Source organism: Bacillus sp. FSL M8-0077, assembly GCF_038050255.1.
GTDB lineage: Bacteria > Bacillota > Bacilli > Bacillales > Bacillaceae > Bacillus > Bacillus altitudinis.
In genome coordinates this window covers 2,934,592-2,961,360 of sequence record NZ_JBBPAF010000001.1, presented here as the reverse complement: position 1 = coordinate 2,961,360, position 26,769 = coordinate 2,934,592, and the positions used below count along the sequence as shown (strand labels likewise).

Annotated in this window: 33 protein-coding genes and 2 pseudogenes; 30 read left to right on the top strand and 5 right to left on the bottom strand. The window is 40.9% G+C overall.

Annotated elements, in window-relative coordinates:
- Positions 1–92 precede the first annotated feature (92 nt).
- The 6 genes and pseudogenes from NST57_RS20390 to NST57_RS15420 all read left to right on the top strand — a co-directional run.
- Positions 93–1,136: pseudogene (locus tag NST57_RS20390) on the top strand (HAMP domain-containing protein); the annotation flags it as partial.
- Positions 1,131–2,081: a methyl-accepting chemotaxis protein gene (locus NST57_RS20385; RefSeq protein WP_370529239.1), complete on the top strand. Its 951-nt coding sequence runs from the start codon at positions 1,131–1,133 to the stop codon at positions 2,079–2,081. The pseudogene NST57_RS20390 and the gene NST57_RS20385, both read left to right, overlap by 6 nt.
- Before the next feature lie 376 nt (positions 2,082–2,457).
- A pseudogene (locus NST57_RS20380) lies at positions 2,458–3,495 on the top strand (HAMP domain-containing protein); the annotation flags it as partial.
- The gene (locus NST57_RS20375; protein WP_445818824.1) at positions 3,487–4,434 is read left to right on the top strand and encodes a methyl-accepting chemotaxis protein; all 948 of its coding nucleotides are present in this window, start codon (positions 3,487–3,489) and stop codon (positions 4,432–4,434) included. The pseudogene NST57_RS20380 and the gene NST57_RS20375, both read left to right, overlap by 9 nt.
- A 369-nt stretch (positions 4,435–4,803) precedes the next feature.
- A complete protein-coding gene (gene tlpB / locus NST57_RS15425; RefSeq protein ID WP_341298811.1) occupies positions 4,804–6,792 on the top strand; it encodes a methyl-accepting chemotaxis protein TlpB in 1,989 nt (662 codons plus the stop codon).
- Positions 6,793–6,882: 90 nt separating this feature from the next.
- Entirely contained in the window at positions 6,883–7,407 is a 525-nt protein-coding gene (locus NST57_RS15420) for a DJ-1/PfpI/YhbO family deglycase/protease (RefSeq protein WP_142155858.1), read from the top strand.
- A 55-nt stretch (positions 7,408–7,462) separates the two neighbouring features.
- Here NST57_RS15420 and NST57_RS15415 read toward each other — a convergent pair whose 3' ends face one another.
- Positions 7,463–8,452 (bottom strand): Gfo/Idh/MocA family oxidoreductase, encoded by a 990-nt coding sequence (locus NST57_RS15415; protein WP_142155857.1) that lies wholly within the window; start codon positions 8,450–8,452, stop codon positions 7,463–7,465.
- 200 nt (positions 8,453–8,652) lie between these two features.
- Between NST57_RS15415 and NST57_RS15410 the strand changes: the two genes are divergently transcribed.
- The 4 genes from NST57_RS15410 (at position 8,653) to NST57_RS15395 (ending at position 12,058) form a co-directional block, all read left to right on the top strand.
- A complete protein-coding gene (locus NST57_RS15410; RefSeq protein ID WP_142155856.1) occupies positions 8,653–9,045 on the top strand; it encodes a MauE/DoxX family redox-associated membrane protein in 393 nt (130 codons plus the stop codon).
- 65 nt (positions 9,046–9,110) lie between these two features.
- Positions 9,111–10,253: an AI-2E family transporter gene (locus NST57_RS15405; protein ID WP_341298810.1), complete on the top strand. Its 1,143-nt coding sequence runs from the start codon at positions 9,111–9,113 to the stop codon at positions 10,251–10,253.
- A 127-nt stretch (positions 10,254–10,380) separates the two neighbouring features.
- Entirely contained in the window at positions 10,381–11,214 is an 834-nt protein-coding gene (locus tag NST57_RS15400) for an undecaprenyl-diphosphate phosphatase (RefSeq protein WP_200831240.1), read from the top strand.
- A gap of 370 nt (positions 11,215–11,584) precedes the next feature.
- Positions 11,585–12,058, top strand: coding sequence for a stress protein (locus tag NST57_RS15395; RefSeq protein ID WP_341298809.1), 474 nt, complete (start codon positions 11,585–11,587; stop codon positions 12,056–12,058).
- 40 nt (positions 12,059–12,098) lie between these two features.
- Here the strand turns inward: NST57_RS15395 and bioB are convergent, their stop codons facing one another.
- The 3 genes from bioB to NST57_RS15380 all read right to left on the bottom strand — a co-directional run bounded on the left by bioB (position 12,099) and on the right by NST57_RS15380 (position 14,213).
- On the bottom strand, positions 12,099–13,094 hold the full coding sequence (bioB, locus tag NST57_RS15390; protein ID WP_142155853.1) for a biotin synthase BioB: 996 nt from the start codon (positions 13,092–13,094) through the stop codon (positions 12,099–12,101).
- A 147-nt stretch (positions 13,095–13,241) separates the two neighbouring features.
- Positions 13,242–13,592 carry a hypothetical protein gene (locus NST57_RS15385; protein ID WP_003213146.1) on the bottom strand — a complete coding sequence of 117 codons (351 nt, stop codon included), beginning with the start codon at positions 13,590–13,592 and terminating at the stop codon, positions 13,242–13,244.
- Between the two features lie 243 nt (positions 13,593–13,835).
- Positions 13,836–14,213, bottom strand: a complete 378-nt coding sequence (locus tag NST57_RS15380) for a helix-turn-helix domain-containing protein (RefSeq protein WP_341298808.1) — start codon at positions 14,211–14,213, stop codon at positions 13,836–13,838.
- 160 nt (positions 14,214–14,373) lie between these two features.
- Between NST57_RS15380 and NST57_RS15375 the strand changes: the two genes are divergently transcribed.
- The 18 genes from NST57_RS15375 (at position 14,374) to NST57_RS15290 (ending at position 25,643) form a co-directional block, all read left to right on the top strand.
- Positions 14,374–14,613 (top strand): helix-turn-helix transcriptional regulator, encoded by a 240-nt coding sequence (locus tag NST57_RS15375; RefSeq protein ID WP_039963874.1) that lies wholly within the window; start codon positions 14,374–14,376, stop codon positions 14,611–14,613.
- An 18-nt stretch (positions 14,614–14,631) separates the two neighbouring features.
- Positions 14,632–14,784: a hypothetical protein gene (locus NST57_RS15370; protein WP_162835675.1), complete on the top strand. Its 153-nt coding sequence runs from the start codon at positions 14,632–14,634 to the stop codon at positions 14,782–14,784.
- Entirely contained in the window at positions 14,762–14,956 is a 195-nt protein-coding gene (locus tag NST57_RS15365) for a hypothetical protein (RefSeq protein WP_341298807.1), read from the top strand. The genes NST57_RS15370 and NST57_RS15365 overlap by 23 nt, the downstream gene beginning before the upstream one ends.
- 102 nt (positions 14,957–15,058) lie before the next feature.
- Complete coding sequence (locus NST57_RS15360) at positions 15,059–15,463, top strand: holliday junction resolvase (RefSeq protein WP_142155850.1); 405 nt, start codon at positions 15,059–15,061, stop codon at positions 15,461–15,463.
- 17 nt (positions 15,464–15,480) lie between these two features.
- Complete coding sequence (locus NST57_RS15355) at positions 15,481–15,666, top strand: XtrA/YqaO family protein (protein WP_370648332.1); 186 nt, start codon at positions 15,481–15,483, stop codon at positions 15,664–15,666.
- A 124-nt stretch (positions 15,667–15,790) separates the two neighbouring features.
- On the top strand, positions 15,791–16,309 hold the full coding sequence (locus NST57_RS15350; RefSeq protein ID WP_116306119.1) for a sigma-70 family RNA polymerase sigma factor: 519 nt from the start codon (positions 15,791–15,793) through the stop codon (positions 16,307–16,309).
- Between the two features lie 151 nt (positions 16,310–16,460).
- A complete protein-coding gene (gene terS / locus NST57_RS15345) occupies positions 16,461–17,108 on the top strand; it encodes a phage terminase small subunit (RefSeq protein WP_341298806.1) in 648 nt (215 codons plus the stop codon).
- Complete coding sequence (locus tag NST57_RS15340) at positions 17,105–18,418, top strand: PBSX family phage terminase large subunit (RefSeq protein WP_142155847.1); 1,314 nt, start codon at positions 17,105–17,107, stop codon at positions 18,416–18,418. Before terS ends, NST57_RS15340 begins: the two co-directional genes overlap by 4 nt.
- Positions 18,415–19,872, top strand: a complete 1,458-nt coding sequence (locus NST57_RS15335; protein WP_341298805.1) for a phage portal protein — start codon at positions 18,415–18,417, stop codon at positions 19,870–19,872. Before NST57_RS15340 ends, NST57_RS15335 begins: the two co-directional genes overlap by 4 nt.
- Before the next feature lie 35 nt (positions 19,873–19,907).
- Complete coding sequence (locus NST57_RS15330; RefSeq protein ID WP_341298804.1) at positions 19,908–20,999, top strand: XkdF-like putative serine protease domain-containing protein; 1,092 nt, start codon at positions 19,908–19,910, stop codon at positions 20,997–20,999.
- 22 nt (positions 21,000–21,021) lie between these two features.
- Positions 21,022–21,945, top strand: coding sequence for a phage major capsid protein (locus NST57_RS15325; RefSeq protein ID WP_039963879.1), 924 nt, complete (start codon positions 21,022–21,024; stop codon positions 21,943–21,945).
- Between the two features lie 13 nt (positions 21,946–21,958).
- Positions 21,959–22,342: a protein YqbG gene (gene yqbG, locus NST57_RS15320; RefSeq protein WP_341298803.1), complete on the top strand. Its 384-nt coding sequence runs from the start codon at positions 21,959–21,961 to the stop codon at positions 22,340–22,342.
- On the top strand, positions 22,339–22,695 hold the full coding sequence (locus tag NST57_RS15315) for a YqbH/XkdH family protein (RefSeq protein WP_341298802.1): 357 nt from the start codon (positions 22,339–22,341) through the stop codon (positions 22,693–22,695). Before yqbG ends, NST57_RS15315 begins: the two co-directional genes overlap by 4 nt.
- Entirely contained in the window at positions 22,692–23,189 is a 498-nt protein-coding gene (locus NST57_RS15310; RefSeq protein ID WP_341298801.1) for an HK97 gp10 family phage protein, read from the top strand. The genes NST57_RS15315 and NST57_RS15310 overlap by 4 nt, the downstream gene beginning before the upstream one ends.
- A 4-nt stretch (positions 23,190–23,193) precedes the next feature.
- Positions 23,194–23,649 (top strand): phage tail terminator family protein, encoded by a 456-nt coding sequence (locus NST57_RS15305; protein ID WP_341298800.1) that lies wholly within the window; start codon positions 23,194–23,196, stop codon positions 23,647–23,649.
- A complete protein-coding gene (locus NST57_RS15300; protein WP_008344108.1) occupies positions 23,636–23,848 on the top strand; it encodes a hypothetical protein in 213 nt (70 codons plus the stop codon). Before NST57_RS15305 ends, NST57_RS15300 begins: the two co-directional genes overlap by 14 nt.
- Before the next feature lie 3 nt (positions 23,849–23,851).
- Positions 23,852–25,198 carry a phage tail sheath family protein gene (locus tag NST57_RS15295; RefSeq protein WP_341298799.1) on the top strand — a complete coding sequence of 449 codons (1,347 nt, stop codon included), beginning with the start codon at positions 23,852–23,854 and terminating at the stop codon, positions 25,196–25,198.
- A gap of 1 nt (position 25,199) precedes the next feature.
- Positions 25,200–25,643 (top strand): phage tail tube protein, encoded by a 444-nt coding sequence (locus NST57_RS15290; RefSeq protein ID WP_003213309.1) that lies wholly within the window; start codon positions 25,200–25,202, stop codon positions 25,641–25,643.
- A 265-nt stretch (positions 25,644–25,908) separates the two neighbouring features.
- Here NST57_RS15290 and NST57_RS15285 read toward each other — a convergent pair whose 3' ends face one another.
- A complete protein-coding gene (locus tag NST57_RS15285) occupies positions 25,909–25,965 on the bottom strand; it encodes a putative holin-like toxin (RefSeq protein ID WP_229200408.1) in 57 nt (18 codons plus the stop codon).
- A 183-nt stretch (positions 25,966–26,148) separates the two neighbouring features.
- Here NST57_RS15285 and NST57_RS15280 point away from each other — a divergent pair, with 183 nt between their 5' ends.
- Both NST57_RS15280 and NST57_RS15275 read left to right on the top strand, forming a co-directional pair.
- Entirely contained in the window at positions 26,149–26,589 is a 441-nt protein-coding gene (locus NST57_RS15280) for a phage tail assembly chaperone (RefSeq protein ID WP_008344099.1), read from the top strand.
- A 41-nt stretch (positions 26,590–26,630) separates the two neighbouring features.
- Positions 26,631–26,768 carry a hypothetical protein gene (locus NST57_RS15275; protein ID WP_008344097.1) on the top strand — a complete coding sequence of 46 codons (138 nt, stop codon included), beginning with the start codon at positions 26,631–26,633 and terminating at the stop codon, positions 26,766–26,768.
- Position 26,769: the final 1 nt, after the last annotated feature.

The following is a 26,769-nucleotide window of genomic DNA, read 5'->3' as shown; positions in this document are numbered from 1 at the left end:
ATTTTTTTTATTTTTAAACATCATTTCCATCCCTCTAAAAATAAACCTTTCATCCGATAATAACTTTAGAGAAGTAAAGGGGGAAAGAGAAAATGGGAAAAATGATCCAATGGTTCAAAAAACCATCCATTTCTAAAAAATTAGTTATTGCCTTTTTGGTTGTCCTCATACTGCCAACTGTTGCACTGACCATTAGTGCGTTTTTCACATCAAAGACAGAGCTGGACAAACAGATTATGGGCAGTGCGATGAGTCAGGTCAATGCATTTGATACCTTAATCGATGAGAATATTGGGAACAAGGCAGAGGCTGTGACTCTGTTTACAGATGATTTCAAAGCGGCTAATCTTCAAGAAAAAAATAGAAAAGCTACCATTAAAGAATTGCAGCAATATGGAAAAATTAATGAAAAAGATGTCTCGGCCATTTATGCAGGTTCAGAAAAGGGCTTGTTCATGCAATACCCAGTTCAAAAAATGCCTGAAGGCTATGATCCGAGAGAGCGTCCATGGTATCAAGAGGCCATGAGTGCTGATGGTAAACAAGTTATCACGAAGCCATATGTCGCAGCATCTACAGGTAAAATGGTGATCACCATTGCCCAAAAAACGAAAGATGGCTCAGGAGTGATTGGTCTTGATATGGAAATTGACAGCCTCATTCAAAAGCTAAAAGAAATCAAAATAGGTCAAAAAGGATATGCTTTCATCATGGAGCAGGATAAAACCGTGCTAGCAGATCCAACCCAAAAGCCAGGAAGCAAAGTCAATGAGAATTTGGCGAACATTATTTTTAAAAACAAACAAGGAAACGGCAGCTATACACTCAATGGAACAGATAAAAAGGTGGCGTATGTCACCAATGAACTAACCGGCTGGAAAATCGGCGGAACGATGCTCGTATCAGAAGTAGAGGATGCAGCTAAACCCGTTTTCAATACAGCCATTATTGTGTTCAGTGTGACACTGATCGTAGCAGGAACCCTCATCTTCTTTATTGTCCGCTCTATTTCAAGTAGATTATCCAATCTTGCCCGTTTCTCGAAAAAGGTCAGCGATGGTGATTTACGTGATAAACTTCAGATTCAATCAGATGATGAAATAGGACAAGTTGGTAAAGGCTTTAATACGATGATTGACTCATTAAGATCCCTCATTGGCGCCGTCCAAACCTCTGTTGAAAATGTCGCTTCTTCATCAGAAGAACTGACCGCAAGCGCAGGACAAACAAGTAAAGCAACAGAGCATATTACATTAGCCATTGAACAATTCTCTACTGGTAACGAAAGCCAGAATGATAAAGTGGAATCAAGCTCAGAAGAGTTAGAAGAAATGAACAGAGGCCTTCAGCACATGAATGAGTCGGCTGAATCGATTACCGCTTCATCCATCAAATCAACAGAGATTGCAGGAGAAGGCGGACAGCTAGTAGAAAAAACCGCCTCTCAAATGAACGTGATTGATCAATCAGTGAAAAAAGCAGAGAATGTCATCAGTGCGCTGGAAAGCAAATCAAAAGATATCACCCAGATTCTTGGTGTCATTAATGGCATCGCAGATCAAACGAATTTACTTGCGCTGAATGCAGCGATTGAGGCAGCAAGAGCTGGCGAATCTGGTCGAGGCTTCTCCGTTGTAGCAGAAGAAGTAAGAAAACTTGCTGTTCAATCTGCCAATTCAGCAAAAGAAATTGAGAACTTAATCAAAGAAATCGTTCAAGATATTGATGTATCACAAGAAGTATTCACAGCAGTAAATCAAGAAGTTCAATCAGGCTTAAGCTTTACTGAACAAACGAAAGTCAGCTTCCACAATATTTTCGACATGACCAAAGAAATCTCAGATCAGCTCCAAACAATGAATCGAACAGTTGTCCAGCTGTCAAAAGGATCTGCACATGTTTCTGAGGCTGTCCGTGAAATTGCAGACGTATCACGTGAAAGCTCCGCCAATATTCAAGACATTGCCGCTTCAGCTGAAGAACAGCTGGCATCAATGGAAGAGATCAGCTCATCCTCTGCCACCCTTTCTTCAATGGCAGAAGAATTACGTGATTTGATTAGCAAATTTAAAGTCGAATAAACAAAATGAAAAGAACCTCCAGCTAGGGGGTTCTTCAGCGTGTAGACAAACCCTCGCATTCTTTGTCAGTCCTGCGCTCTGGTGCTCACGAATGTCAAATTCGCTCCGCTCCAGTGCTCGTCCTTCCTAGACTGCAAAGGTTTTCTATCACGCTGAAAAGAAGACAAAGGGCTAAAATCAAGTTCATTTTAGCCCTTTGTCAACAATCTGAAGAACCTCCGGCTAGGGGGTTCTTTTTTGAACTGAATATAACGAAGGAAATAGGTAAATATGCTTATTTTGGTGGTTTTTTGAACATTACACCTTGAAAAATAATCCGTATTACCTAAGAATAGAGGGGGATGATCCCAAATCATAAACCAAAAGGAGTAGAATCATGAAAAAAATCAACTTTTTTAAGCACTTTACGATGTCAAAGAAACTAATTACTGCATTCTTAGCGATTCTCCTAGTGCCCATTCTTGTGTTGGCCGCATTTTCCTATGAAGTGGCATCTAAGTCTCTCAATGATGAGATTATGTCTAGCGCTGCAAATGGTGTGAATCAATTAAATGAACTGATCAATAAAGATGTCCAGCCTAAAATTGATATTGTTTCATATTTATCTAAATCGGTGAAAAAAAAGGAATTGGCCTCTAAAAATAAGGATTTACTTAAGGTGAAATTAGAGCAACTATCGGAAACAGACGACGATGTCGTAGAAGTATTTGTTGCAGATCAGAATGGTAAACTAACTGAATATTCCGAGATTCATAAAGGCAGTGCCAAAAGCGCAAAAAATGAACCATGGTTTCAACAATCAATGGGAGATGACAAACTCATCATTTCAGATCCTTTTACAGACAAGTCATCAGATGACCTGCTCATCACAATATCAGAACAGTTAGCAGATGGTTCTGGTGTCATTGGTATAAATGTACAATTGAACACGATTGTGAAAGATACAAACAGCATCAAAATTGGTCAAGAAGGTTATGCGTTTGTCGCTACCTCAGATCAACGTTACATTGCTCATAAAACGGAAAAGGCCGGGACGAAACTGACAGGCGATTTCATCGAAAAGATGTATCACAATAAAAAAGGCAGTTTCGAATATGAATTCAACGGACAGCCGAAGCAAATGTTTTATGACACAAATGAAGCAACAGGCTGGAAGCTCGCGGGAACAATGTATGTCAACGAAGTAAAAGAAGCCGCACAGCCAGTGCTTGACTTAACCATGATCATCTTGGCTGCTGCGATTGTCATCGGTGGAATCGCGATTTATTTTATTATTAAATCGATCCGAAAACCACTCATAGAGCTCTCTGAATCGGCTGAGAAAATCAGTCAGGGGGATCTCACCCAACATATCGAGGTGCGCACACACGATGAAATCGGCAAGCTTGCACAGAGCTTTAACGATATGTCGGCAAAGCTGAAACAAGTCATTCAAGCCGTACAGAATTCAATTGAAAATGTTGCTGCTTCATCTGAAGAATTAACGGCTAGTGCAGGACAGACAGCCCAAGCGACTGAGCATATTACCTCATCTATTGAACAGTTCTCAAACAGCAATGAACATCAAAATGAGATGATCGAAAAAAGCTCTGTCCAGCTAAACGACATGGATCGCAGCTTATCACATATGGTCAACACGACTTCTCATATGATGGAATCATCTATCGAGTCTAGCAAAACCGCTCAGGCTGGTGGAGAGCTCGTTCAAAAAACAGCAGGTCAAATGCAAACGATTGAACAAGCAGTGAAAGAAGCAGAGCTTGTGATTGCAGGGCTAGAACAGAAATCTAAGGACATTACAAGCATTCTTGGAGTCATCAACGGCATTGCAGACCAGACAAACCTCCTCGCTTTAAATGCAGCGATAGAAGCAGCGCGTGCAGGTGAGGCAGGAAGAGGCTTCTCTGTGGTCGCAGAAGAAGTTCGCAAGCTTGCAGAGCAATCGGGCAGCTCTTCAAAAGAAATTGAAAGCCTGACGAACGAAATCGTAGATGAAATTGAAAAGTCTCAGAAGATGTTTAAACAAGTAGCAGGTGAAGTTCAATCTGGATTAAACATTACAGATGAAACGAAAGTGAGTTTTGAGAAAATCACCGATAAGACATCAGAAATGACAGAACAAATGAAACAAATGAACGGATCAGCCCAAGAACTTTCTCATGGCTCAAACGATATTTCACAAGCAGTCAATCAAATCAAAGAGCTTTCACGTGAAAGCTCCGCAGGCTTCCAAGATATTGCGGCTTCAGCAGAAGAACAGCTGGCATCAATGGAAGAAATCAGCTCATCTTCCGCCACTTTATCCCAAATGGCAGAAGAACTGAGAGAGCTTATCAAACAATTTAAAATATAAGAGTCATAGTGGAACACCTGACGTTTGCCGTCAGGTGTTTCAGCGTGTAGACAAACCCTCGCATTCTTTGTCAGTCCTGCGTGCTGGTGCTCACGAATGTGAAATTCGCTCCGCGCCAGTACTCGTCTTTCCTAGGGCTGCAAAGGTTTTCTATCACGCTGAAAAGAAGACAAAGGGCTAAAATCAAGTTCATTTTAGCCCTTTGTCAATAATCTGGAACACCTGACGTTTGACGTCAGGTGTTTTTCCGTTCTTTGCACATAATTTGGGTATTTTGGACTTATCTAGACTTTAATAAGTTAAAAAAGTAAAGAACATAGTAGTGCTTCCGATATATATACTATCTTATTAAAAGGAGTTTTCTTTTTTATGAATTTCATACAGTATTTCAAAAAACCATCTATATCAAAAAAGCTCGTTTTCTCTTTCTTATTTATTCTTTTATGCCCAATTATCGTATTGGCATTCTCTTCATATCATACGGCGAGTACCTCATTAAATGATCAAATTATGCAAAGTGCAAAGGAAAATGTAGAACAGCTGGACAAAAACATTACGAAGGTTGTGAAAGTAAAAACAGACGCAGCCGATTTCTTTAGCAAATGGATTACGGAGAAAAAGCTGAGGCAAAAAGGAACGACTGATATTCAAGGGCGCTTTGAGCAGTTCATGAGCATGAATGATGACACAGAAGGCATCTTTGTTGCTTCAAGTGATGGAAAAGTGTTCTCAAGATATCCTAATCAAAAAATGCCCGCTGATTATGTCGCAACTGAGCGGGATTGGTACAAAGATGGTTGGGCGAAAAACGGTGAGCTGTCTGTTTCCGCTCCATATCCAACCGCATCAACTGGTACGCTTGTTGTGACGATTTCTAAAAAACTAGAGGACGGTTCAGGTGTTATTGCAATGAACCTGGACATTGCGGATCTAGTCAAAGAGTCTAATAGTATCAATATTGGTAAAGAAGGTCATGCTTTTATCGGAAGCCCAGATCGTACATATGTGGCACATCCAACGAAAAAAGCAGGAACAAAAATAACAGGTGAGTGGGTAGACAAGCTTTATACACAAGACAAAGGTTCAATGAGTTATCTGTTTGAAGGAAAAGAAAAGCAAATGGCGTTCACGACAAATAAAGCGACTGGTTGGAAAATTGCCGGTACAATGTTTGTCAGTGAAGTAGAAGAAGCGGCGCAGCCAGTCTTCAACATGGCGGCCATTATATTAGCTGGTGCGCTCATCATTGGCGGTATTCTCATATTCTTTATCATCCGTTCCATTACAAAACCACTTTCCATGCTTGTCTCCTCTTCTAAGAAGATCAGCGAAGGAGATTTAACAGAGAAAATCGATGTCCAGTCAAAGGATGAGATTGGTCAGCTCGGTACAAGTTTTAATGAAATGAGTGAGTCGCTCAGAGATGTCATCCAAGCTGTACAGACATCTGTTGAGAACGTGGCGTCATCGTCGGAAGAATTGACGGCAAGTGCAGGTCAAACGACCAAAGCAACCGAACATATTACATCATCCATTGAAACATTCTCGAACGGAAACGAAAATCAAAGCGAAATGGTGGAACAAAGTGCAGCCCACTTGAAACAAATGAACGAAGGGCTAAATGAAGTTGCACAAACGTCTGATGTCATTACACAATCATCGGTTCAATCAAAAACAGTCGCAGAAACAGGCGGACAGCTTGTTGAACAGACAGTTGGCCAAATGAAAACGATTGACCATTCAGTGAAAGAAGCTGAAAGTGTGATCAACGGATTAGAGCATAAATCAAAAGATATCACTAACATTTTAGGTGTCATTAACGGTATAGCAGATCAAACGAATTTACTTGCACTGAATGCAGCCATTGAAGCAGCACGTGCGGGCGAGTCAGGCAGAGGTTTCTCGGTTGTAGCGGAAGAAGTCCGTAAACTAGCAGTTCAATCATCAGATTCTGCAAAAGAGATTGAAAAACTCGTCAAAGAAATTGTCTCTGAAATTGAAACGTCTCAAAATATGTTCAAATCTGTGAATGAAGAAGTGAAAAATGGTCTATCAATTACAGACCAAACAAAAGAAAGCTTCTCACAAATCAACCAGCAAACGGCAGAAATTGCGACAAGAATCAATGAAATGAATACGACAGTTCGTGAGCTTTCAAAAGGATCTGAGCAAATTTCTAAAGCAGTGAATGAAATTGCAGACGTATCGAGAGAGAGTTCCGCAAGTATTCAAGATATCGCGGCATCAGCAGAAGAGCAGCTGGCTTCAATGGAGGAGATTAGTTCTTCTTCGACGACGCTTTCCCAAATGGCGGAAGAATTACGTGACTTAATTAAAAAATTCAAGATCAGTGAATAATGGAAAGTGGTTCTCCTCAAGGGGAACCGCTTTTCTTTTTAAGAGATGATCTCGTACAATAGAGGAAATCCGAAGAAAAGGAGAGATGTTATGCGTTTATCAAATAAGAAGGTCATTGCGTTAGTCAGTGATGATTTTGAAGATTTAGAGCTATGGTATCCCGTTTTGCGATTAAGAGAAGAGGGGGCAACCGTCCATCTCGTAGGCGAAAAAGCAAATCATGAATATATCGGGAAGTACGGGGTGCCGGCTGTATCAGATGCAGACTTCTATTCCATTCAAGCAGACGATTATGATGCGGTTCTTGTTCCTGGGGGATGGGCGCCTGATAAACTGCGTAGATACCCAGAAGTATTAGACATTGTCCGTACGTTTGATGCAAAGAGCAAACCGATCGGACAAATCTGTCATGCCGGCTGGGTGCTCATTTCAGCTGGTATCCTGAAAGGTAAAAAAGTAACGAGTACACCTGGTATTAAAGATGATATGACGAATGCTGGAGCGGAATGGTTCGATGAAGCCGTTGTGACAGATGGTCATATTGTATCAAGCAGACGCCCGCCGGATCTTCCGCCATATGTGAAAGCATTTGCCGATGTATTAGCGACAAACTAGATTCACATGAACAAACAAAGGGCTGTGAAACGCCCTTTGTTCATTATATGCCTCATTACATTTGTCTGTCGGCTGGATAGATAATGCCCATTTGTCTTCTCGCCTCGTCCATGATGGACATGGTTTGAACAGATAAGGCAAATGTATTGACTGGCGACTGCCCCTTTTTTTGCTTGATGCATTGAATGAAGTGATCGATTTCATAATACATAGCAGGTTGATTATCTTTGAGAGAAATATCGGTTTGCTGTCCATTTCGATCATGGATGATGATACGAGAAGGGCGATGGAATTGATCAATGACCATCGTAGCATCCTCCCCTTGAATTTCAGCAGATACATGAGATGTTGAGATTTTTGAATGGAAAAGAAGTGCTTGATGTCCTTCATATTGTAAAAGTAATGAACCGCTCCCATCTACTCCAGAAGAAAGTGTATAACCTCTCGCTGTCATTTGATTTGGCAGTCCGAATAAATTAATGATGGGAAAAACAAGATACACGCCGATGTCCATTAAGGAGCCATTGGATAATTCTGGCTTAAAAGCGTTTGGAATCTCACCGTTTCGGTAGGCATCGTATCTTGAGGAATATTTACAGTAATGAGCGATCACTTGCCGAATGGGGCCTAGTTGATCAAGATGCTGCTTGATTTGAAGAAAATTCGGCAGAAATGTGGTCTTCATCGCTTCCATTAAGCACACCTGATATTTTTTCGCAGCAGCAATCATTTCTTCAGCCTCTTTACGGTGAGAGGCCAATGGTTTTTCACATAATACATGTTTTTGATGCGCCATCATCAGCATCGCTTGCTCTTTGTGAAGGGCGTTTGGACTTGCGATATACACAGCATCAAACGCATCACTTGCCGCCATTTGCTGTAAATTAGTAAAGACGGTATCAATGCCGTACTTGCCTGCAAATGCCTGTCCTTTTTCAGCAGACCGAGAATAGACGGCCGTACATGTAAAATCCGCCACTCCTTCACCAGCCTGTAAGAATCGATCTGTAATCCAATTCGTTCCGATGACAGCAAATCGAATCATCACATTCCCTCCTTCTGCTTTTCTCTGATTATACATGCTTTGAAAGCATTTGTATGAAAGAATCTCCTTTTTATTGAAAAGTGGATGAAACCTTTATCTCAGTTGATGCGTCTTACATAAAGAATATAAATGTACGAAAAGTGGGTAGTTTCCTCCTTCATTCGGGTAATACTTGAGAAGGAGAGGAGGAGAAAACGAACATGAAGCGCATCCTGCATATAGGAAGTACATACGCCTTCGCGCTTTTATTCATAGCAGCCGGTGTTTTTCATGTGATAGAGCCAAGCGGCTTTGCCCGCATGATGTCTGGGTGGCCATTTCCCTATGGCATCATTTATGCCACCGCATGCTTGGAATGGCTGCTGGCTGTATTACTGCTTCTTCCAAATGCAAGGGTTGTGGCAGCAAAAATGATCGCTGTCTATCTTGTGCTCATTTTCCCTGCGAACCTATTTGCTGCGAGAGAAGGGATTCCATTTCCAGGACAAGAGAGCACAGAACAAGCCTTGTTATGGATGAGATTAATTGGACAACCGATTTTCATTGGTTGGGCCATGTCCATTGCGAAACGAGAAAAAAAGCTGAAACAATGATCACAAAATGATGATCAAGTAGTGTACAATTTACTAATAAAATAGCCCGTGTTTGGAGGAAAGATATGAATTCTATGCAAATGTGGAGCAGTCGATTTAGAAAATTTTTTCTTGATAACAAGTTTGTTCTCTTTTTACTCATCCTGCTATTAATAGGTTTGAATATCCTTGTTTTCATGAAAACATCTTTTATTTTCACACCGCTCATTGTACTCATTAAAACCATTGCCTTACCGATTATTTTGACGGGGGTTGTGTATTACTTATTAAATCCGATTGTGAATTTATTAGAGAGATTTAAGGTCAAACGGATCTTTTCGATTTTGCTTTTATATATTCTCATAATTGGGATTATTACAGTGACCATCGTGTCCATTATTCCTTTTTTACAAGCACAAACGATGAGTCTGTTTCATAATCTGCCAAAATACGTTGATACGGTAGAAGAACAGATTAGACAATTAACTGGAAGCAACTTTATTAGTCAAGTGCAGAAAACGATGAACTTTAACGTCTCTGAATTGGTAAGTAAAGCGTCAAGTCAAGCGACGAAGATTTTGGAAAGCACTTTTACCGGAGTCGGCACTTTCTTAGGAGCGCTTACTGAAATTATCATCTCGATCGTGACGGTTCCATTCATTCTGTTTTATCTATTAAAAGACGGCAAAAAACTGCCGGACTATTTCTTGAAATTTATTCCGAATAAATTTAGAGAACATACACATATTGTGCTTCACGAAATGAACCATCGCCTGAGCTCTTATATTCTTGGACAGATCATTGTCAGCTTCTGTATTGGTGTTCTTCTTTTAATCGGTTATCTGATTATTGGACTTGACTATGCGTTGCTGCTGGCAATTATTGCGGCATGTACAAGTGTAGTGCCATACCTTGGTCCAACCATTGCGATTACACCAGCGATTGTGATTGCGCTTGTGACTTCACCAGTGATGCTTTTAAAACTCATCATTGTCTGGACAGTGGTTCAGCTCATTGAAGGGAAATTCATTTCTCCTCAGGTGATGGGGAAAAACCTCCATATCCATCCGATCACGATTATCTTTGTTCTATTAACAGCAGGTAAATTGTTCAGTGTCGTCGGCATCATTGTTGCGATTCCGACGTATGCCGTTCTGAAAGTAATCACGACCCACCTGTTTGATTGGTTCAAAATGCGATCCAATTTGTATAAAGAAGAAAAGGTTTGATGTCATAATCTTTTTTAGAAAAAAATATAGTATCATAAAGACGAGCTTTCGAAAAAGAAAGCTTGTCTTTATGTGGACATAGATGTTTGGCCAGTTCAAAAGATCAGAATTGAAAGGAAAGAAAATCATGAATCTATGGGATTTATTCGTGGCACTGGTTTTAGGAATTGTCGAAGGATTAACAGAGTATGCACCTGTCTCGTCTACTGGGCATATGATCATTGTTGATGATCTTTGGCTAAAATCAAAAGACATCATTACGCCAGAGGCTGCAAACACATTTAAAGTCGTGATTCAGTTAGGTTCTATTTTAGCTGTCATGATCGTGTTCAAAGATCGTATTTTGAACTTGTTAGGCTTAAAGAAAAATATCACAGAAGAACAAAAACGCAGCGGACATAAGCTGACCATCGCTCAAATTGCTGTTGGACTCGTCCCAGCCGTCATTTTAGGATTCTTATTTGAAGATTATATTGATAAATATTTGTTTGATGTGAGAACGGTCGCTGTCGGTTTGATTTTAGGGGCTGTGCTGATGCTTGTCGCTGACTGGATCAATAAACGTAAAGCAGAAACAAGTTCTGTGGATAACATGACGTATAGACAAGCGCTGTATATCGGGCTATTTCAATGTTTAGCACTATGGCCAGGCTTCTCGCGTTCAGGTTCTACAATAGCAGGTGGTGTTATTCTTGGTCTGAATCACCGAGCGGCGGCTGACTTTACGTTTATTATGGCCATGCCGATTATGGCGGGAGCAAGCCTCTTAACACTTGTGAAAAATGCCGAATACTTAACAACAGATATGCTTCCATTCTTTATCGTTGGCTTTGTGAGTGCGTTTATTGTGGCTCTCTTTGTTGTTCGATTCTTCCTAAAACTGATCAATAAAATCAAACTGGTGCCTTTTGCGATCTACCGAATCATTCTAGGTCTGATTTTATTTATTCTGTTTATGTAATGATAAGAAACTACTCTTGTAAAAGAGTAGTTCAGCGTGTAGACAAACCCTCGCATTCTTTGTCAGTCCTGCGTGCTGGTGCTCACGAATGTCAAATTCGCTCCGCGCCAGTACTCGTCCTTCCTAGGGCTGCAAAGGCTTTCTATCACGCTGAAAAGAAGACAAAAGGCTAAAATAAAGTTCATTTTAGCCCTTTGTCAACAATCTGAACTACTCTTGTAAAAGAGTAGTTTTTTGTTGATTTGCCCTTTTAAACAGTAAAATCACCCTTTTAATTGGTAGAAAAAGAAGTTTTTTCTTAAATTAGTGTTTAAGTGACAAAGAAAAGGGTAGTACATAAACATACCAATTAAAGGAGGAGTTAGAAATAATGAGGAAAACAAGCAAGTTCTTTGTTAGTTCTGTGATTGCTACGTCAATGGTTGCTGTCCCTTTATCTCTTACGACTTTTGGTCAAAAGGCTGAAGCTGCTACGACAACAGGTGTCGATGGAAGTGTTTCGATTGATCCAGTAGCCATTGCCGATAAAATTGAACAAGCAGTAAAATCATCTCAAAATCGTGATGGATTTGTAAAAAATGCGGCATACAGTGCATTCTATGAAGCAGGTCAAAATTATAACGTGGTTGTTCAAAACTTAAGCCAAGATCATGACTTTAGCGGACTGAACAATGTTGTCTACTATGATAGTGTTGAATATGGTGGTATTACGTTTGGGATTTGGGTATTTGAAGATGGTACGTTTGTCAATAATGGTGACGGCGGCTATATTAATTGGACGTTCGTTGGCAGCTTTGACCGCGAAGAAGGAAGCGGTACTGTCGATTTCCATAAAAGATTCTAATCTCGACCTCAAAAGTCTGCCGATTCATCGGCAGACTTTTTTAAAGCGCACATTCTTCTATTTCAAAACCTAGATCTTCAATGATGTGATGATCAGTTTGAACTTGTTGTCCTTTTGTCGTTAAATAATCGCCAACAAAAATAGAGTTCGCTGCATATAATGCGAGAGGTTGAAGCGTTCGCAAATTAAACTCTCTTCCCCCAGATACTCTAATTTCCTTAGCCGGATTGATAAAACGCATCAGTGCCAACACCTTCAACGCTTTGATCGGATGTGTGCGTTCTTGATGTGCAAGAGGCGTTCCTTCAATTGCATGGAGAAAGTTGACGGGAATCGAATCCGCATCAAGGGCTCTAAGCGCAAAAGCCATTTCGACAATTTGCTGATTGGTTTCGCCCATGCCAATAATGACACCAGAACATGGTGACATCCCTGACTGTTTGACCTTATCAATGGTCGATATGCGGTCATCATATGTATGGGTCGTTGTGATTTGAGCATGATGATCTTGATGTGTATTGAGATTATGATTATACCGATGAACCCCCGCTTCCTTCAGACGCTTCGCTTTTTCTTCATTTAATAATCCAAGGCATGCACACACCTTCAAAGGCATCGTCTCAGTAATTTCCTTTACTGCTGCGGTGACTTCATCTAATTCACGGTGTGAAGGTGCTCTCCCGCTTGCTACAATACAATAAGTCCCTGCTTTTCTTTTTAACGCCTCACGCGCACCGGCCACAATGGTTTTTTGGTCAAGCATTGTATACCTCTCAACAGGAGCTGTTGAAATCACCGATTGTGAACAATATCCGCAGTTTTCAGGACAATATCCGCTTTTGGCGTTAAAGATCATATTTAACTTTACCTTTTTTTGAAAAAAATGAAATCTCACCTGATAAGCTGCATGCATAATAGGCAGTAACTCTGCGTCGTCTGCTTCAAGAATTTTTAGACCTTCTTCCATCGTAATCGGTTCATGATTGATGGCTTTCTTCACGATCGTTTCCCAAGACAAAGACGTTATTTTTCCCATCATAAGCCCCTCTCAATATGTAAACTTATTTTTATTAAAAGTTAACATAATAGATAGAGATTGGCAAGCACTGGTAAGCGGCTTAATTAAAAAACACAAAAAGGCGATGAACATGTAGTCATCGCCTTTTCATATGAAAAACATCGCTTAACGAACAGTAATATAGTTAATGACGAGCTCACCTAGTGAATTATAGTAAGACACTGTAACAGAACCGCGTTGTACAGCACGGATCCAAGTGAAATTTGGAGCAGTTTGGTCTAATTGAATGGCATACGTTGCGCCTGAGACAGAAATTTGACTTGCTGGAAGTGAAACAGCGATCGAAGAACCTACAGTAAGTGTGCGGTTCACCGTAATCACTTTATTCATAATAGGAGCTTTTGCTATAACTGGTTCTTTAGGCTGTGCAGCTGCATGAGCACCTTCAGTTTGGAAGAACGTAAGAGCACCTAAAGCAGCTAAAGACAATGTACAAGCTTTCATTAATTTTTTCATCGGTAACACTCCTTTTTTTGGTATATACATATATTAATAATAATAGAATTATATGTCAACTAAAATCAGTGGAAAAATGAGTATTTTTGGTGAAAATTGTCACATATTATGTAGGGGAAGACGATTTCACCCAAAAAACACATGATTTTTTATTCATATGTCATTCTTTTTTAGGGGGGAAAAGAGACATAAAAAAAGCTGGGTATCTACCCAGCTATGTGATGCTTTATGAAAAGAGATCTTTTAATTGTCGTCTGTCTGTTTTGGCTGACGGCCTTTTTGTTTCTCTTTCTCTCTAATGTAGTTAATAAAGTCGATGGTTTGTCTTCGTGCTTCTTCAGAAAAATCGGAGGCAGCTTTAAACGCAATTTGCAAATCAGGATCATCTGCAAGATCGTCATCAGAGGCGTTTTTGTTTTTACCTGTGAGAAGATAATCTGTTGAGACCCCGTATAACTCGGCAATTTTCACAATCATTTCACCATCGGGCTTTCTCAATCCATACTCCCAGTTAGCATAGGTTGACATCGCCTTTAATCCGAGTTTTTTGGCAACGGTAGACTTACTCCATCCATGCCTCTCTCTTAATTCAGTTAGAATCTTTCCAGTCAAATTATCCATCGGAAACACCTTTTTTTCATATTATGTGTAAATTTTATCATGAATTACACGGAAAAGATAAATAAATACACAAAAAGAATAAAAATGTGATTGACTTACTCGTTTTGTGTATATTATCATAATGAATATAACTTACACATAATGAGTAAGAGGTGGAAACATGAAACTTGAAAATTTACGAGAAGAACGAATATTACAAGGAAAAACACAAACGTATATGGCGAAAAAACTTGGATATAAGTACACGAGTGGCTATGCAAATATAGAAATGGGCCGAACAAAGCCCAGCTTAGAAATAGCCAAGCATATTGCAGATTTGCTAAATATCGGTGTTCAAGAGCTTTTTTTTGGTCAAAAGTTACACAAAAAGAGTAATATTCTTGAAGAAGACCGTTCTTAAAAAGGGGAGACAAACAGAATGAATATCGAACATCCGATGGTGACACAAATGAATGATTTCGGCTATCCAAAACGTTACTGGCCATATGAAATGTCCCGAAATGGTTATCGATTAGAGGACGAGGATCGTGAGAAAGGATTTGATGATGATGAGACATCAGATGACATTTGATGCCCGAAAAGAAGCACAGCATTGCCTAGTACAAGCTGGCGGCTGGATCACTTTTCATCAAAAAGAGCCGATGTTTGCTTTCCCCACGGCAGAAGAAAAACGCACATACATGACCCTCATGGCAGAAAAAGCCGTTGATGACAATAAGAAGGAAAGGATGAATGCGACATGAATCGATTGAAGCAAATCATGACATTCCTGAAATGTTTGCTCAATGCGGGTCAAAACGAACAAGACATTCGGCAGTGGGCGAAGGATGACGGGAGATCGTAGCATGGTCCTTCATTTTATCATTGAAAAAGAACATTTATGCAAAAAAGAGACATTGATAAACAGAATTCAAGCAGCCGCAAAAGCGCAATGCTCAAGCAGAATAAAAGGCGCATTATCACTCGACATTCGCTTATTTTACAATATGCCCATTGATCTAGCGAACAGCCAAGACACGCGTACATCTGCAGAAAAAGGCTTGATACGCCCAGTACACATCAGCATTCTCCAGCCAAGTTTGCAGCATATACAAGAAGCACTTCATGCCATTGCCGATGACGCCTCTTTACAGATTGTAGAATTAAGAGTTTCACAGTTTTATAGCATGCGTCCTCGAATGGAAATCATTTTAAATACGATGGGTGATGATATGAGATCCTCACCACCAAATAAGGAGACAAGCATATGAATGAGCCAAAACAACTCATGATTCAAGAAAACCAGACATTTGTCGGTGAAATGGAAAAAGGAAAGATTCAAGTCATTGTGTTAGATGGAAACGTAGGAACGGCTTATATGATGGATGTACCTGAGCATGGAAAAACGATTATTCAAACAGCAAAAGGACATTTTGCAAGAGTCGATCACGAGATTGGTTTTAAAATCAGCTAGCCTGATGAACAAGAACAACTGAATAAGTCCAAGACGGAAAGCCTGCGGACACTGATCAAGACCCTATAGAAAGGGGCTGATTGGTGTCCGTTTTTTATTTTCATAAAAAAGGGAGAGAGCACAGATGCAAGATTTACTGATTGAATATAAAAGAAGTTTAAAAGATGCCAGAAAACGATATGAACAATTAAAAGACAAAGAAGAGAAACAGATGTCAGATCAGGACAAACATGATCAAAAAATGGTCGCCAGTATGGTCAGTGATTTAGAATATGTGGTGGAATGGCTTCAAATCGGCAGAGAGCCAGGCGCACGCAGAGGATTAGACAGAAGATCTGTGTATCAGCGCACCATTCTTGCCAATCCAGAAGTATTAGAGGCTTTATCACATGAATACACCCTCATTCAAGAGAAAGAAAGAGAGGTAAGTGAGCGGGACAAAAGGCGAATCGATGAAGCTTTGTCTGTTTTAACAGATCGAGAGAAAGACGTGTTTTTTATGCACACAACGCAGGGGCTATCATTTAGCGAGATTGCGATTATGCTAGATGTAAAAAAAGGAACAGTCCAAAAACATATGGAAAGAGCTCGGACCAAAATGTCCAAAAAAGTACAAGAACGCCTATTCAAAGCTGCTGAATAGGCGTTTTTTCTTTCATCACTCAATCTTCAAAAGCTTGTCTTACAGTTGCCACCTATAGTTAGAAAGACCAAACGAATGTTTGCTAGCCCGGCACAAATGATTCCTCTTCAGGGAATCATTCGAACTAAAAGGAGGCGGCAGGTGAATGTAAATGAAAGATAAACGGATAGAGGCTAAGCAGGATTATATGAAAGGGATGACGTACCAGCAGCTAGCGGATCATTACAACGTCTCCATCCATACCGTCAAATCATGGAAAAGACGATATGGCTGGCAAAGACAAAAAACACCGTCAAAGCAGGCGCACTCGATCTTTCATCAATTTCTTTCAGATGAAACGATTGAAATCATGGAAAAAATGGATGGGCGCACATCTCTTGATATCATCTGGGATCAAATTCAAATTCAATACGCAGCCATTATTCGAGCGCAGCGCATCATGCATGTAGCAGATCAAGATGACATGATCAAAGAACTGAAAAAGGCGACGTACTTGCCTTCTTCATTAGAGGAAGAAACAGGTGAAGGCATTCATCCAGAGCCAGAGATCACGGCAGAGGAATTTTCGTTTCAATTTTCATGGGATCGGCATGCCACTTTTTTAAATGCCCAATCTCGTGCAATGGGAGAGCTAAGACGGCTGATTAAACAGTTTGAAGAGCTCGCTCACGCGAAAGATGAACGAAGATTAAGGCTGAAGCAAATTGAGCTGACAATCGAAAAAACAAAAAAAGCAGTTCGTGAGGAAAAAGAAGAAGATCTTCATATCATGATCAAAAGAAAAGAGGACGATGCATGACGCCGTTGATTGAAAAAGAAGTCAATCCTCACTTTGAACACTTTTTGTTCGATTGGAATCAAAAGTTTCAGTTTTTAGTAGGCGGCTATGGCTCATCCAAAAGCTATCACATTGCTTTAAAGCTGATCTTAAAGCTGCTTGAGGAAAAACGGACAGCACTTGTCATTCGAGAAGTGTATGATACGCACCGGGAGTCGACCTATTCTCTTTTACAAGAAATCGTCAGCGATCTTGGCATCGATCATCTAGTAAAGTGCCGCAGTTCACCGCTTGCACTCACTTTTCGCAATGGCAGCAGCATTTTATTTAAAGGGCTGGACAAGCCTGAGAAATTGAAGTCGATCAACAATATCTCGATTATTTGGATTGAGGAGTGTTCCGAGGTTTCTTATGAAGGGTTTAAAGAACTGCTTGGAAGGCTGAGACATCCGGTTTTACCTCTTTATATGATGTTATCGACGAATCCCGTTGGTCAGGATAATTGGACGTACAGACATTTCTTTCGAGATGAGCAGCTAAAACGCTTTGTCCTTGATGACGAAACCTTATACAAGCAGCGAACCATCGTGATAAAAGATACGTACTATCACCACTCAACAGCAGAAGACAATCTATTTCTTCCTAAAAGCTATGTCAAGCAGCTGGATGAGCTGAAAGAATACGATCCAGATCTTTATCGAATTGCAAGGAAAGGATACTTCGGTATCAATGGCACAAAAGTGTTTCCGCAATTTGAGGTCAGACAGCATGCTGACGTATTAGAAGCGATCCGGCAGATTGAAAGACCGCTGAAACGAGCGGGGATGGATTTTGGATTTGTTGAATCCTACAATGCGCTCATTCGGTTAGCTGTCGATCATGAAAAAAAGTACTTATATATTTATTGGGAATATTACGACCGCGGGAAAACGGATGATGAAACAGCTGTTGATCTGAAAGAATTTGTTGAATCAAAGGAACTGATTAAGGCAGATGCAGCAGAGCCTAAAACGATTCACTATTTTCGGCAGCGCGGATTTCAAATGGTCGCTGCACATAAGTTCCAAGGGTCACGTTTGCAATATACAAAGAAAATCAAACGATTTAAGAAAATCATTTGTTCTGATGCTTGCCCTTATACCATCTATGAACTTCAATCACTAACCTATAAGGCAGATAAGAACGGCCGCTTAGAGGAAGATGAATTTCAAATCGATCCACACACATTATCCGCCATTTGGTATGCGCTGGATGATTATGAGGTGACAGATTTGAAACAGACCGTCTCGGAGCGTGTCCGTCCAAACAGAGAGAGGAGGTCCATACAATGAAACAATTGAAAGCAACAATTATGAAGGCCAACATGTCTGATCATACAAAACAAATGTATGAGGATGAATTTTCATACGAAAAAGATGACATTGTCCCCCCGCCCTACCATATTAATGAATTAAAAAGCATGGCAGAATACTCAACGATTCTTCAGCAATGTATAGATGCATATCGAACAAACATTTTAGGCTTTGGATTTGGGGTGGAATACGCCTTTGATTTTAATGCGGAAGATGTGAGACCGGTCAAAAAGAAGACAGCCGAGCAGGAATGGACAAGACTCGAAGAGTTTACGAAATACATGAACTATGATGAGTCTGCTGACGTGATTCTTGGTTATGTCCTAGAAGACCGGGAGAAAACAGGAAATGGCTTTTTAGAGGTGCTGCGGGATGGACAAGGAAAGCCGGCAGGAATCGAGTATTTGGATGCACTCCATATCCGCATTTGCAAGCTGAGTGAGCCAGTCGACGTCGAATTCCGCTATACAGAAAACGGCGAAATGAAGACGATGAATCGCAAGAAACGATTCCGAAAATATGTACAGGTCATCAATGAGAAGAAAGTCTTTTTCAAGGAGTATGGTGATCCGCGCATATTAAATTGTGAAACAGGCAAGTACGATGATGCTACACCAGAACCGCTTCAAGCAACAGAAGTCATTCATTTTAAAATTGGCAGTGGGACGTATGGGATTCCCCGCTGGATTGGCAACATCGTCAATATGTATGGCGCACGAAAAGCAGAAGAGCTGAATTATCTTTATTTTAAGCAAGGAAGGCACGTACCTGGTGCCATCATTGTCGAAAACGGCATGCTGTCAGAGACTTCTTATCAGCAGCTACAAGATTATATGGATGATATTGAAGGCTCTGACCATGCGCATAAGTTTTTATTGCTTGAAGTAGAAGGGCTTCCGACAGAAAAAGGATTAACAGGTGAAGAAGATGTATCAAATGTCAAAGTGAACTTTAAATCCTTGGCGGAAATCCTGCAAGAGGATGCGCTCTTTTTAGAATACGATGAAAAGACGAGAAACAAAATCCGCTCCGCTTTTCGTCTGCCGCCTATTTACACAGGTGAGTCTCAAGATTATAACAAGGCGACGGCAGATACCGCACGTAAAACAACGGAGGAGCAAGTATTTCAGCCAGAGCGGCATCTTATTACAGGGAAACTCAATACTCTTTTTCTCCCGGATTTAGATATATGGCATGTCCGCTTTCTATTAAATGGTCCTGACTTTAGAGATCCATTAGAGATAGCGAAGGTTCTGACACCATTTATTCAGGCTGGGGCAGTATCGCCAAACGATTTACGAGATCTAGCAGGCCGCATTCTTGGCAAGACGTTAGAGGAATGGCCGGAAGAATTCTACCACCGACCTTTAGAAAGCCGCATAAAAACAGCTGATGGGCTGTCACCATCTGAGCCAAACCAGCTGGAGAAATAGCAGGACGTGAGCTTTTTTTGAAAGGGGGTGAACATATGCCAAGGGAATTAAAAAACGCAAAAATTACACATGTTTCCTATGTGGACAGGGCCGCCAACCAAAAGAAATTTTTCTTGATGAAAGCAAAGAAAAAGCAGCCTGACTTTCAAAAGGAAGTCAGCGTCCTGACGAAGGCAGAGGATGCGCATCGCCTCGTATATGGCGTCGTGTATGAACCGAATACACCTGATGCACATCAAGACTTTATGTCGGCCAAAGAAATTGAAAGAGCAGCACACGGTTTTATGAAAGATGCCCGTCACATTGATAAACAGCATGATTTTCAAGAGGGTGTTGGTGAAGTCGTCGAATCATACATTGCCCCAGCGGATTTTGAAGTAGGCGGGGAGCTGATTCAAAAAGGATCTTGGGTACTTGTGACAAAGGCATCACAAGATATTTGGGACCAAATTCAGCAAGGCCACATTACAGGCTACTCAATGGCTGGAACAGCAGACATCATCGCAATAGAGGAACACGATCAGCTCCTATCTCAAGAAACGAACGAGAGAGGGCTTTTTTCTTTGCTGAAAAATTTCTTTTTGAAAGAGGAAGGTGCAAATATGCCACAACAATTTTGGAGCGTTTTAGATCATCTGCTGGAAACGTTGCAGTTAAGTGATGGTGATGAGTCTAGCGTAAGAGCGGCACTTGAACAATTGATTCCAATCGTGCAGGATGTGTTGAAAACAAATGATGTCCTCCAAACGATTGGCGAAAGACCAGCATCCGTTCAAAAGCAAGATGCCGGATTAACAACTGATCAAGTACGCGAACTAGAAAAAGCAAAAATGGCCATCGACAACGTTTTACAACAAGCGGATAAACAAGGGACAGATCAAACAGGTGAAGAAGAACCTGTACAAAAAGTGCTGGAGCAAGTGGTTGCGCCAATTCGTCATCAGCTCTCTTCCCTAGAGAAATCAGCAGGCAGAGAAAAAGCAGCGATTCAGGAAGTGCTTCAGCAGCAGCTACTGCCTATTTCAGAGCGGATTCACATGCTTGAAAAAGCGCGGGGCATTTCTAAACAAACAAACCACGATACACAAAATGATATGACAAAGCCCATATGGGATGGCTTACTATAAGCCTAAATAAGGAGGAAAAAGTGTGAGAAATCAAGAGTTGATTCGCAAGGCTGAAATGACACTTGCCAGCTTAAAAACAGGCGGTCTCATGAACGCAGCCCAATCCAACACATTCATTAGAATGATGCAAAATACACCAACCGTTTTAAATGATGCACGAATCATTCCAATGGAAAGTGATTCACAAAAAATCGAAAAAATCGGCTTTGGCCAGCGTATTTTACGCCCAGCAGAAGAAGGGAAAGCGCTTGATGCAAAAGACCGTGTTGTCCCAGCGACAAGCACTGTCCAGCTCAATGCAAAAGAAGTCATTGCTGAAATTCATATGACGTACGACAGCATTGAAAACAACATTGAAAAAGACGGAATTCAGCAGACCATTATGCAAATGCTGGCGGAACGAGCAGCAGTCGATATTGAAGAATTGATCGTCAATGGTGATACAACATCACAAGATCCATTTTTAGCCCAAATGGATGGCGTACGAAAACAGGCAGTTTCTCATATTGTTGATGCGAATGGAGCGGAAATTAGCCGTCAAATGTTCAAACAAGCCTATAAAGCGATGCCGTCAAAATATTTACGTGTACCTCAGGATTTCCGTTTCTACACATCTCCAAGTTTAGAGGTCGAGTGGAAGGATCAAGTAGCAAACCGTCAGACAGGTCTAGGAGATGCGGCGATTCAAGGCGGACTTTCTTCGGCATTTGGTGTTCCGGTCAAAGGTCTTGCCAATATGCAGCCATATGATGAAGCGGGTACAGACGTATCAGATATTTTACTGACACACCCGAAAAACATTATCGTAGGTTTTTCTCGCAATATTCGTATTGAAGTAGAAAAAGATATTCGCAGCCGTAAGTTTATCATTGTTCTGACAGCAAAGCTCGACAGCAAATTTGAGGAAGAGGATGCTGTAGCCAAAGTAATGAAAGTGAAAGAGTAGGTGATAGCAGGCTATGATCATTTCTGCTGAGGAACTACAAGCCTATTCGGTATTTGACCGCGTGAAAAATCGTTCTGTAGAGAGACTAACGGCAGATATTATCGAAGCAGAAGCAGCGGTATTTCAAATTGTCGGGCACGATTTTACGCATGAAAAATATCAACCCATTCCTGAAAAAGCAAGGATCGCCTTATTAAAAATGGCCCAGTATTTTGCCATGCTGAATGATGATGAATCCATGATGAAAGGCTTGACATCAGAAAAAATGGGTGATTATTCATATGCAAAGGCAGTGGACAAAGTAAAAGCCAGACCTTATGTGTATGCCCTTCTTGTTGATTATATTGAACCTTCATTAACTGGCGGCAGCGCCAATTTAAAGGTGAGATCATTATGAGCTATGATTCTCTATTAACGGATCGCTGTGATCTTTTTCACTTAGAGAATGAGGGGGCAGTCCGGGGCAAATTTGGTATACCAGCAGGGGATCTGCAAACGGACCTCACTTATCCTGATACACCAAGTATGAGAGATGTGGCTTGCTATGTCGTAGAAAAAAGCCAGTCACTCGTGCAAGAAGAACCGAATACAGTCATCTATCAGTCCTATCTCATCCATTTTCCTTTAGCAAGCGACATTCGCTTGCATGACAAAATGGTGTGGAACGGCATCTCACTCAAGTTGCAGCAGCCAAAAAGAGTGAAAAATCATCACATGGAAGTGATGGCCGTCAGAAAGGAAAATCTATGAAAATTGATGGACTTGACCGGCTGCTATCCCAGCTCCAGCAGGCGAATAGTGGCGGCTTAACAGTGCAATATCAAGAGTGGTTACAGAAAATGGGCTTACAGTTTTTAGACATCATTCAAGATGAAATCATCAAAGAAAAGGCTGTTGATACAGGCCGTCTCCTCAATTCCTTTCAAAAAGGTGACAAGGAGAATCACTTTCTCACTTCCCGAGGCGGGCTCACGCTAGAAGTAGGGACACAGCTTGAATATGCCTCTTACGTGAACGATGGACATGCCATTTCTTCAAATGGAGAACGAAGATGGGTGCCTGGCAGATGGGCTGGCAGCCGCTTTGAATATGATCCAAACGCCAGTACTGGCATGATGCTTTCATCTCAATGGATTGAAGGAAATGGGTACTGGGATCATGCCGTCATGCTCTATGAACAAATGTTTGAACACTCGCTGGATCGAAAGCTTCAAAGCTGGATCGATCGACATTTTGGGAGGTGATGGAATGAATCAAGAAGTCGGGGCAATCATGCATTATATATACACACGCTTTCCAGTGAAAATGTATGATCGTCTTCTGCCAGAGCGTTTCCAAGTGCCATCTGTTTATGTACCGCCAGTGACTGTCATTAGTGGTCCAGATACAGTGTCTACTTTTATGAAATCTTATTCGCTGCAAGTGAAAGTGTTTCATATAGATACAGAAGAAGCGCATGATGCGGCGGAAACAGTCGTCGATGCATTGCTTGCTGATCGTCAAATCATTCAGATGATCAGTGAAGATGGAGAGGTGCTTGATGATTATGTCCGCATAAAAAGAGTGGAAACAAGAATCATAGATCAAGGTGTAGCAGCGATTGTCCTGACGTGGGATAGCAGCTATTGGTACAACCGAGATAAACAGCCAAGCCTAGAAGATATCAACTTTTCAGATGGGGTGATCAAACGTGAGCAAGACTAAAAAAACACAGCTCGATCAAACAGCGGGCGAAGAAAAAGAATTTGGCTTTTCATTTGAAGCCTTAAAAGAGCACAGTAAGGATCTTTTTGGGGTAAAACCAGAAATCCTTGAAGGTGCTCTTTTTTATATCAAACATCAACCAATTACAAAAACAGAAGCAAAGAAGCACATCGATGCTTTTTTGTCCAAGGAGGTTTAAAGGATGAACGGAGGCACTTTTACACCAGGTACAGAGAAAAATCGTCCTGGCATTTACTTTAATTTTAAAACAACAGCAGAGCAGCGAATTACTTTAGGCGAGCGAGGAACAGTTGCACTTCCTCTTGTCATGAGCTGGGGAGAACCAAAAACCTTTATTTCCGTTTCCGATATGGAAGACTTAAATAAAAAGGTCGGGCTCAACATTGATGATAAGTCACTTCTTCTTTTCCGTGAAGCGAAGAAAAAAGCGCAAACGGTCTTGCTTTACCGCCTAAACGAAGGAGAGCCAGCCAAAGCGGAAATCGCAGAAAATTTTGTGGTCACTGCCAATTACGGTGGTCAAAAAGGAAATGAGATTACCATTCAAGTGGCAGAAAATGTACTCGACAGCACAAAACGTGACGTCATCACCTATCTTGGAACAGATATTGTCGATAAACAGGTGGTTACAGATGTCAAAGATCTTGTGAAAAACAAATACGTTCAATTTTCTGGTGAAGGCGAAGCGGTCATTACTGCTGGAGCGGCGTTAAGCGGCGGGAAAAACGGTGTGGCAAGTGTCGCAGATTATACAGCTTTCCTAGAAGCAGCTGAAACGGAATACTTTGATGTCATTGCACTCCCAGTCGATAATAGTGAGCAATTAAAAGCAACATTCGCGTCATTTATTGAGCGTTTACGTGATAAGCAAGGACGTAAGGTACAAGGCGTTGTGGCTAACTATGCAGCTGATCAAGAAGGAATCATCAATGTCACAAGCGGTGTTGTTTTAGAAGACGGAACAGAACTCACGCCTGCTCAAACAACTGCTTGGGTCGCAGGAGCAAGTGCAGGAGCGAATTTTAATCAGTCACTGACCTTTGTTGAATACGAAGGCGCAGTCGATACATTAGAGCGTCTTGATAATGATCAAGTAGAATACCGTTTATCACAAGGAGAGTTTCTTTTCACTTTCGATGCAAGAGACCGCACGGTGAGTGTTGAAAAAGATATTAACTCTTTGACAAGCTTCACGGTTGAAAAGAACCAGCAAATGGCGAAAAACAAAATCATCCGTGTGCTAGATGCAATCAACAATGATTTAACATTTGAACTGAAAAATTTGATTAAATTACGCAAAGCCAATGGCAATGACATTCCAGCATCTGATGATGGAGTGCAGCTTGTGAAAACACTGATTACACAGTATCTCACACAACTTCAAGATGGAAGCGGCATTACAGGCTTTAACTCAGAAACAGATATCGTCATTGGCCTCAATGAAGATCGTGATGGATTTATCATTGATTTAGCAGTACAGCCAGTAGACGCAGCAGAAAAATTCTATTTCAATGTGGAGGTGAAGTAAGATGGCTTTTAAAGCACAAAATACAATCTCAGGTAAAGAAGGTCGTCTTTTCTTAGAAGGTGAGGAGCTTGCCTTTATCAAAACGTTTGAAGCAAACGTGGAGAAAAATAAATCAGAAGTGAACGTAATGGGCCGCCGAATGACTGGCCATAAAACAACTGGGGCAAACGGAACAGGAACGGCAACATTCTATAAAGTTACGTCACGTTTCGTTCAACTCATGCTCAACTATGTGAAAAAAGGGGAAGATCCTTATTTCACTCTTCAAGCGGTAATTGATGATAAATCATCAGGCCGAGGCACAGAGCGTGTGACATTATTCGATGTCAACTTTGATTCAGCTAAAATTGCTGGACTAGATGTCGATTCAGAGGCACTTGAAGAAGAAGTTCCATTTACATTTGAAGACTTTGATCTGCCTGAAAAGCTGAAGAATTCTTTCTAAGAAATGTGGAGGAAATTAGCTAATTAATTAGCTATTATGCTATAATGCAAATGTAATGAAAAATGAATGCATTTGTAATGCACATTGCATTCAATGACACACAAAATTATGTTTACATGCAAAGCGATTTGCATACAATAAAAAGAAGCCAGGATGCGCTAACATCCCGGCAATGTACAATGAGGCCCTTCAAGGGGCTGGCTTATCAATTAGATAGTTTTAAGGATAGACTTTCCCTTTCACCTACCAAAGCTCAAGGGGGAGTCTATTTTTTGTTTATATACGTCAACAAAGCAAGGATAAACATCCCGAATAAAAGCATTAGGGAAATCGCTTGGAACGTTGACATGAGCATCACCCCCTTCCTATCGGGGATGAGCCAGACGCCCTTGAGCAAGCCGTTCAATTGTACGTACTCAATTATACATGAAAAGATTGGAAAGCACATTCAAAAATGGATGTGCTTTTTTGTATTCAAAAAACAAACAAAAGGGAGTTTTTAAACATGAGCGAAAAACAAACATTTGATCTTTCATTTTTTATGCCAGGACAAACAGTAGAAGCAGAAGAGGTTAAAGTGCCAATTTCTAAGCGTTTTGTTGATAAAAAAGGGAATGTCATTCCTTTTGTCTTCAAAGCGATTACCACGGAACGTATTGATGAACTGGAAAAAGAAAACACCACGTTCAAAAATGTCAAAGGCAGAGGCCGTGTGAAAGACTTAGACAGCCAGCGCTTCTATGCACGGATTGCCATTGAATCGACGATTTATCCAGATTTCCGCTCAAAGGAATTAAGAGAAGCCTACAGCACACAAGATCCAGTTGAAGTTGCAAAACGTGTTTTATCTGTCGGCGGTGAATACGCAAACTGGTTAAACAAAGCCATTGAAATCAACGGATTTGAAGACGAAATTGAAGATTTAGAAGACGCAGCAAAAAACTAATAAAAGATGGGGATAAGGAAGCGGTGTTTTTATATTACGCCATGCATGAGCTTCACTATTCCCCATCAGAACTCCTCGATTTATATGAAGCACCAAGACAATTTAAGGCATTCCTATTCGGACTCATCAGCTACAAACTCGACATGCTAGAAAAAGAAGCAAAGAAAGGAGGGAAATAAA